This is a genomic window from Methylobacterium sp. A49B (genome assembly GCF_053346215.1).
Genome location: NZ_JBKFBO010000120.1, coordinates 154,623 through 160,777, shown reverse-complemented (window position 1 = coordinate 160,777; position 6,155 = coordinate 154,623). Strand labels below are relative to the sequence as shown.

Annotated in this window: 7 protein-coding genes; 6 read left to right on the top strand and 1 reads right to left on the bottom strand. The window is 69.3% G+C overall.

The genetic code is table 11. The features are described 5' to 3' along the window. The 3 genes from ACLBX9_RS24885 to ACLBX9_RS24875 form a co-directional block, all read left to right on the top strand. Window positions 1-814 (top strand): bifunctional allantoicase/(S)-ureidoglycine aminohydrolase (locus tag ACLBX9_RS24885; RefSeq protein WP_447720809.1); only part of this gene is annotated, 814 nt, incomplete at its 5' end. Then, window positions 811-1,317 (top strand): ureidoglycolate lyase, encoded by a 507-nt coding sequence (locus ACLBX9_RS24880; RefSeq protein WP_010683431.1) that lies wholly within the window; start codon window positions 811-813, stop codon window positions 1,315-1,317. The genes ACLBX9_RS24885 and ACLBX9_RS24880, both read left to right, overlap by 4 nt. Before the next feature lie 150 nt (window positions 1,318-1,467). Further along, the gene (locus ACLBX9_RS24875) at window positions 1,468-2,517 is read left to right on the top strand and encodes an ABC transporter substrate-binding protein (protein ID WP_010683432.1); all 1,050 of its coding nucleotides are present in this window, start codon (window positions 1,468-1,470) and stop codon (window positions 2,515-2,517) included. A 421-nt stretch (window positions 2,518-2,938) separates the two neighbouring features. On the opposite strand, the gene ACLBX9_RS24870 is transcribed toward ACLBX9_RS24875, so the two are convergent. Then, window positions 2,939-3,706 (bottom strand): septal ring lytic transglycosylase RlpA family protein, encoded by a 768-nt coding sequence (locus ACLBX9_RS24870; RefSeq protein WP_447720808.1) that lies wholly within the window; start codon window positions 3,704-3,706, stop codon window positions 2,939-2,941. Between the two features lie 412 nt (window positions 3,707-4,118). On the opposite strand from ACLBX9_RS24870, the gene ACLBX9_RS24865 reads away from it, so the two are divergent. The 3 genes from ACLBX9_RS24865 to ACLBX9_RS24855 are packed head-to-tail and all read left to right on the top strand — an operon-like array spanning window position 4,119 to window position 6,135. Continuing rightward, window positions 4,119-4,208 carry a K(+)-transporting ATPase subunit F gene (locus ACLBX9_RS24865; RefSeq protein WP_020091582.1) on the top strand — a complete coding sequence of 30 codons (90 nt, stop codon included), beginning with the start codon at window positions 4,119-4,121 and terminating at the stop codon, window positions 4,206-4,208. Window positions 4,209-4,229: 21 nt separating this feature from the next. Beyond that, window positions 4,230-5,945 carry a potassium-transporting ATPase subunit KdpA gene (kdpA, locus tag ACLBX9_RS24860; protein WP_447720807.1) on the top strand — a complete coding sequence of 572 codons (1,716 nt, stop codon included), beginning with the start codon at window positions 4,230-4,232 and terminating at the stop codon, window positions 5,943-5,945. 1 nt (window position 5,946) lies between these two features. Further along, on the top strand, window positions 5,947-6,135 hold the full coding sequence (locus ACLBX9_RS24855) for a hypothetical protein (RefSeq protein ID WP_447720806.1): 189 nt from the start codon (window positions 5,947-5,949) through the stop codon (window positions 6,133-6,135). Window positions 6,136-6,155 lie beyond the last annotated feature (20 nt).

Below are 6,155 nucleotides of genomic sequence, written 5' to 3'. Positions count from 1 at the left end.
CTGCGGGGGCCTTCCGCCGCAGACCGCCCTGATGACCGGCCGGGCCGTGTTCACCGAGGCCTACGCAGTCATCCCGAAGGGCGTGATGAGCGACATCGTCACCAGCGTCCTGCCGTTCTGGACCGGCACGCGGACCTGGATGCTGTCCCGGCCGCTCTCGGGCTTCTCGGAGACCTTCGCGCAGGCCCTGATGGAGATCGCCCCCGGCGGCGGCAGCGAGCAGCCCGAGCCGGATCCCGAGGCCGAGGGCGTGCTCTTCGTGGTCGGCGGCCAGCTGCGGCTCGTCCTCGACGGGCGCGCGCACGCCCTGCGGCCCGGCAGCTACGCCTACCTCGCCCCCGGGGCGGCCTGGAGCCTGCGCAACGACGGCGGCGAGCCCGCCCGCGTCCACTGGATCCGCAAGGCCTACGAGCGCGTGCCCGGCCTCGACGCGCCCCCGTCGTTCCTCGCCCACGAAGCCGACGTCACGCCCGCGGCGATGCCCGGTACGGACGGGGCCTGGGCCACCACCCGCTTCGTCGCCGCCGACGACGTGCGCCACGACATGCACGTCAACATCGTGACGCTGCGTCCGGGCGCCTCGATCCCGTTCGAGGAGACCCACGTCATGGAGCACGGGCTGTTCGTGCTGGAGGGCAAGGCGGTCTACCGGCTCAACCGCGACTGGGTCGAGGTCGAGGCCGGCGACTACATGTGGCTGCGCGCCTTCTGCCCCCAGGCCTGCTACGCCGGCGGACCGGGACCCTTCCGCTACCTCCTCTACAAGGACGTCAACCGCCACGCGGCACTCCGGCCCCGGACGGGCGCGCGATGAGCCCACGCGCCCTCACGGCGCGTCCTCTGACGGCCGAGTCCTTTGCTCCCTTCGGCACGGTGATCGACAAGGCCGCCACCGAACCGCGCCCGATGAACGCCGGCATGGCCCGTCGCTACCACGATCTCGCGACGGTTCGGGTCACCGGCGATGACGGCAGGGTCGTCGTCGGCCTCGTCGAGGCTGAGCCGTATCCCCTGCCCCTGACGTTCCGGCTCGTCGAGCGCCACCCCCTCGGCAGCCAAGCGTTCATCCCGCTCAGCGCGGCCCCTTTCCTCGTGGTGACATGCCCCGACGAGGGCGGTCGCCCCGGTCGCCCGCAGGCCTTCGTCACGGAGCCCTGGCAGGGCGTGTGCTACGCGCCGGGAACCTGGCACGGGGTGCTCACGCCCTTCGGGCAAGCCCAAGACTTCGTCGTGGTGGACCGCGGCGGCGCCGGGGAGAACCTGCAGGAGCACCTCTTCGACGAGGCCTGGACGGTGATGCTGCCCGAGGCGGGCTAGGCCTCGGCGCGGGATGAAAAGCGGGCGCCTGCTCAGACGCTTCGTTGGAATACCAATACCGGCTACCCGGTAACGCATTCTTGAAGTAGCGTCGCCGCGCGCCTCGGCCGGAGTGACCGGCCGGAGCGATCCATCGCGGACGAGGGGCTCATGCGTTCCGGCAGTTTCACGACACAGTGCGGCAGCGCGACCCGGCGAACGGTTCTCCGCCACGGTCTCGCGGCGGCGGCCCTCGGTTCGCCGCTGATCGGGTCCGGTCCGGCGCGCGCCGAGGCGAGCGAGCTGCGCATCGCGAAGCAGCCGGGCCTGTCCTATCTGCCCGCCGTCATCGCCGAGAAGCTCGGTCTGGTGGAGAAGCACGCCAAGGCCGCAGGGATCGAGAACCTGCGGGTGACGTGGACCCGACTGACCAACGGCGGCGCCAGCAACGACGCTTTGCTGTCGGGTGGCGTCGACATGGTGATCAGCGGCGGTCCCAACATGCTGATCATGTGGGGCAAGACGAGCGGACGGGTGAAGGGCGTGGTGGCAACCGGCGCCCTGCCGATGAAGCTCGTCACCAACAACCCGAACGTGAAGACGCTGGCCGATTTCGGGCCGAACGACCGGATCGCGGTCCCGACGATCCGGGTCGGGACGCAGCCCGTGGTGCTGGGCATCGCCGTCGAGAAGCAGTTCGGGGCCGGTGCCCTCGAGAAGTTCAACGCGATGACCGTCGGGATGGGACATCCCGACGCGATGATCGCGCTTCAGAACAAGAACAACGGCGTCACGGCGCACTTCTCGCAGCCGCCCTACCAGGACCAGGAGCTGGCCATGCCGGACGTCCACGAGGTCCTCGATTCCGTCGCGGTGATGGGTGGCCCCCTGACGAACGGCTGCGTCTACAGCACGACGACGTTCCACGACGCCAATCCGAAGATCATCGCGGCCTTCGTCGGGGCCATCAAGGAAGCCATCGCCCTCATCGAGAAGGACAAGCCGGCGGCGGCGGGCATCTACCTCGAGGTCAACAAGGAGAGCATCTCGGCGGACGCGCTCACCGCGCTCATCGCACGCCCCGGTATGGTCTTCTCCGCAGCCCCGCAGAACCTGCTTCCGGCAGCCCAGTTCTTCTCCCGCGCCGGCTACATCAAGCAGAAGCCGACGAGCTGGAAGGAGTTTTTCTTCGAAGAGGTTCACGATCTGCCCGGGAGCTGATTGCGCCGGGCGCATCCTCCGGTCCCGGTCAGTCCCGATGCGCGGGAACGCGCGACTTCGCTGACGGTCTGATCGGGAACCCATTCGACCAACCAGGATCGAGCCCGCCGCGCTCTGCGGGACGTGGGTCCGGATGAAGCCTTGTGTCGTGCGGTGTCACAGCGCAGCGGATACCTCCGATACGCCAACTGACGCCGCACCTTGAGGTGAGAACGCGGAGCGGAGGAGCCGAAGCCAACGGGCTTGAACCGTTTCCGGTCAGTCCGGTCTGTGCCGTCCTCGGGAGCGCAGCGAAGCAACCCCGTCGGCGCCACGCCGACAAGGGTCGCGCAACCCTCGACCGCTTCGCAACGCGCGAGAGGACGGAGCGGGCTGCACAGACCGAAGCCTTCGACGAAACCGTATGGGGGTGGGCCGACGATCACTCGACCCGGTAGAGCGCCACCTGTCCGATCCCCTCGATACCGAGCTTCCGGGCGCTGGCCCGCGACAGGTCGATCGCGTAGTTGCGCTTCGCCTTGGTCCGCTCGTTGGTGCGGTCGGTGATCTCGACGACCACGGCGCGCCCGTTCCGCTTGTTGACGACCTTCACCTTCGTGCCGAACGGCAAGGTGTGGTGCGCGGCTGTCAGCGCGTCGGGGTTGTACACCGTGCCGCTGGCCGTCCGCCCGGAATGCTTGTACCAGCTCGCCCGCCCCGACCCGAGCAGCGCCGTCCGCGGCTGCCGATCCTGACGCTCGCTGTCTGAGCCCTGCGGCGCGTCACGCTGCGCGATCGTGGCTGTCGTGCCCGGCTCCTCTGCCTGATGCTCTGCACTCTCGGCGAGCACGCGGGACAGGCTCTCCTGCGCCGACACCGCGTCGAGCCCGTGGCCGAAGCGACCCATGGCACCCGCCCATCCGCGGGAGGCCGTCGGTTGGGCCGGCAGGTCGGGCAAGGCGATCGGCCCGTGGTCTCCGGTCTCGGCTTCGCCATCGATCTCGGGGAGCGCCGGCAGGCGTGACGTGAACTGGCGATAGGAGAAGACCGGCGCTTCCCGTCTGAGCGAGCTCGTCGGCGATCCGGCCCCCTGGCCGCGATCGAAGGACGCGTCACCGGCCAGGGCCGGGCATCCGCCGAGCGAAACGATCGAGGCTAACAACCAGCCGCCGGCACGCCCGAACCTGTTTTGGCCGCTCAGGCGCGTCATAGCTCTCACCCGTCGTCTGTCGTTTCCACAGCGACGTAAATCATATTTCGTTAATATGTTCCGGAAGATTGATTAAAGCGAAATACTGACCTGTGGAATAGGGAGCCGTTCCAATGGTCAAGCTTGCCCGAGCTTGATCGCCGAGACTCGCGCGCGTCGGCGGCCCCGCGGTCCGGCGTCCCGACGACCTTTATGCGGCCCTTATACGGGCACCCCTGGCCCCGTCTCGAACCCTAACGCGGTTCGGGGCCACTGTCCCGGCTGGCCAGGACCGGCCGCGGAGCCTCCGCGGCCGGTCGCCGAACCGGACACGACCACCATGCTCGACCTCGTCTTCCTCGCCGGGGGGCTCGCCTTCTTCGCCGCCGCGGCCGGATACGCCGCCGCCTGCGACCGGCTCTGAGGGGCTGTCATGACCCTCGACCTCGCCCTCGGCGCCTGCGTGACCGCCGGCCTCCTCGTCTACCTCACCTATGCCCTCGTCCGCCCCGAGCGGTTCTGAGCGGCCCGCAGGATCTCCCCCATGACCCTAAACGGCTGGATCCAGATCGCGCTCTACTGCGCGGTCGTTCTGGCGCTCGTGAAGCCCCTCGGGTCGTACATGACCCGCGTCTTCACCGGAGAGCGCACCCTCCTCTCGCCCGTCCTCGGCCCCGTCGAGCGCGGGCTCTACCGCGTGTCGGGCATCGATGCCCGCCAGGAGCAGCACTGGCTCGCCTACACGGGCGCGGTCATCCTGTTCCACGTGCTGGGCTTCGCGGTGCTCTACGCGCTCCTGCGCCTGCAGGCGGTGCTGCCGCTCAACCCGGCCGACCAGACCGCTGTGGCGCCGGACCTCGCGTTCAACACCTCGACCAGCTTCATCACCAACACCAACTGGCAGTCGTACGGCGGCGAGACCACGCTGTCGTACCTGTCCCAGATGCTGGGGCTGACGCACCAGAACTTCCTGTCGGCGGCCACCGGCATCGCGGTGGCGGTGGCGCTGATCCGCGGGTTCGCCCGCGCCTCCACCGGCACGATCGGGTCGTTCTGGGTCGATGTGACCCGGGCGACCCTCTACGTGCTGCTGCCGCTCTGCATCCCCTACACGCTGTTCCTGGTCTGGCAGGGCATGCCGCAGACGCTGGGTGCCTACGCGGATGCCACCACGCTGGAGGGCGCCAAGCAGACCATCGCGCTCGGGCCGCTGGCCAGCCAGGTCGCGATCAAGATGCTCGGCACCAACGGCGGCGGCTTCTTCAACGCCAATGCCGCGCACCCGTTCGAGAATCCCACCGCCCTGTCGAACTTCGTCCAGATGGTCTCGATCTTCGTGATCGGCGCCGCGCTGACCAACGTCTTCGGCCGCATGGTCGGCGACGAGCGCCAGGGCTGGGCGATCCTCGGCGCCATGGGCGTCCTGTTCCTGGCGGGCGTCGCCGTCACCTACTGGGCCGAGGCCAACGGCAGCTCCGTGCTCAGCAGCGTCGGGCTGACCGGCGGCAACATGGAGGGCAAGGAGACCCGCTTCGGCATCGCGGCCTCGGCGCTCTTCGCGGTGATCACCACCGCGGCCTCCTGCGGCGCCGTCAACGCCATGCACGACTCGTTCACGGCTTTGGGCGGGCTGATCCCGCTCCTCAACATGCAGCTCGGCGAGATCATCATCGGCGGCGTCGGCGCCGGCCTCTACGGGATGCTGATCTTCGTGATCGTCGCGATCTTCGTGGCGGGACTGATGGTCGGCCGCACCCCCGAATACCTCGGCAAGAAGATCGAGGCGAAGGAGGTGAAGATGGCCATGCTGGGCATCCTCTGCCTGCCGCTGATGATGCTGGGCTTCACGGCGCTCGCCACCGTGCTGCCCGCCGGGCTCGCAGGCCCCGCCAATGCCGGCCCGCACGGCTTCACCGAGATCCTGTACGCCTACACGTCTGCGGCGGCCAACAACGGCTCGGCCTTCGGCGGGCTCACGGCGAACACGCTGTTCTACAACAGCACGCTGGCCATCGGCATGCTGGTCGGGCGGTTCTTCGTGAAGATCCCGGTCCTGGCCATCGCGGGGTCGCTGGCGGCCAAGAAGACCGTCCCGGCCTCGGCGGGCACGCTCCCGACCCATGGCGGCCTGTTCGTCGGGCTGCTGGTCGGCGTGATCCTGATCATCGGCGGCCTGACCTTCTTCCCGTCCCTGGCGCTCGGCCCCGTGGTCGAGCACCTCGCGGGTGCGGCCGGCCAGACCTTCGCGGCCGGGGGCTGAGATGCCGCGCGCCCTCCCCTCCCGACGCCTGCCGCGCCACCACCTCGTGCTGCACCGGCAACCGTCCCGGCGGAACCGTACGCAGCCGGTGCGGACCTCTGACCTCGTGCTGGCCCTCGTCGGCGTCGTGATGCTCGCGGGCTTCGCCCTGCTGGCGGCCTACGCGCTGACCGTCGGCGCTGCAGACTGAGCTTCTCCGCCGTCATCGCG

Coding starts and splice junctions, on each gene's coding strand:
- ACLBX9_RS24870 (WP_447720808.1), bottom strand. CDS start 3,706: ATGACGCGCCTGAGCGGCCAAAACAGGTTCGGGCGTGCCGGCGGCTGG.
- kdpA (WP_447720807.1), top strand. CDS start 4,230: ATGACCCTAAACGGCTGGATCCAGATCGCGCTCTACTGCGCGGTCGTT.
- ACLBX9_RS24875 (WP_010683432.1), top strand. CDS start 1,468: ATGCGTTCCGGCAGTTTCACGACACAGTGCGGCAGCGCGACCCGGCGA.
- ACLBX9_RS24880 (WP_010683431.1), top strand. CDS start 811: ATGAGCCCACGCGCCCTCACGGCGCGTCCTCTGACGGCCGAGTCCTTT.
- ACLBX9_RS24855 (WP_447720806.1), top strand. CDS start 5,947: ATGCCGCGCGCCCTCCCCTCCCGACGCCTGCCGCGCCACCACCTCGTG.
- ACLBX9_RS24865 (WP_020091582.1), top strand. CDS start 4,119: ATGACCCTCGACCTCGCCCTCGGCGCCTGCGTGACCGCCGGCCTCCTC.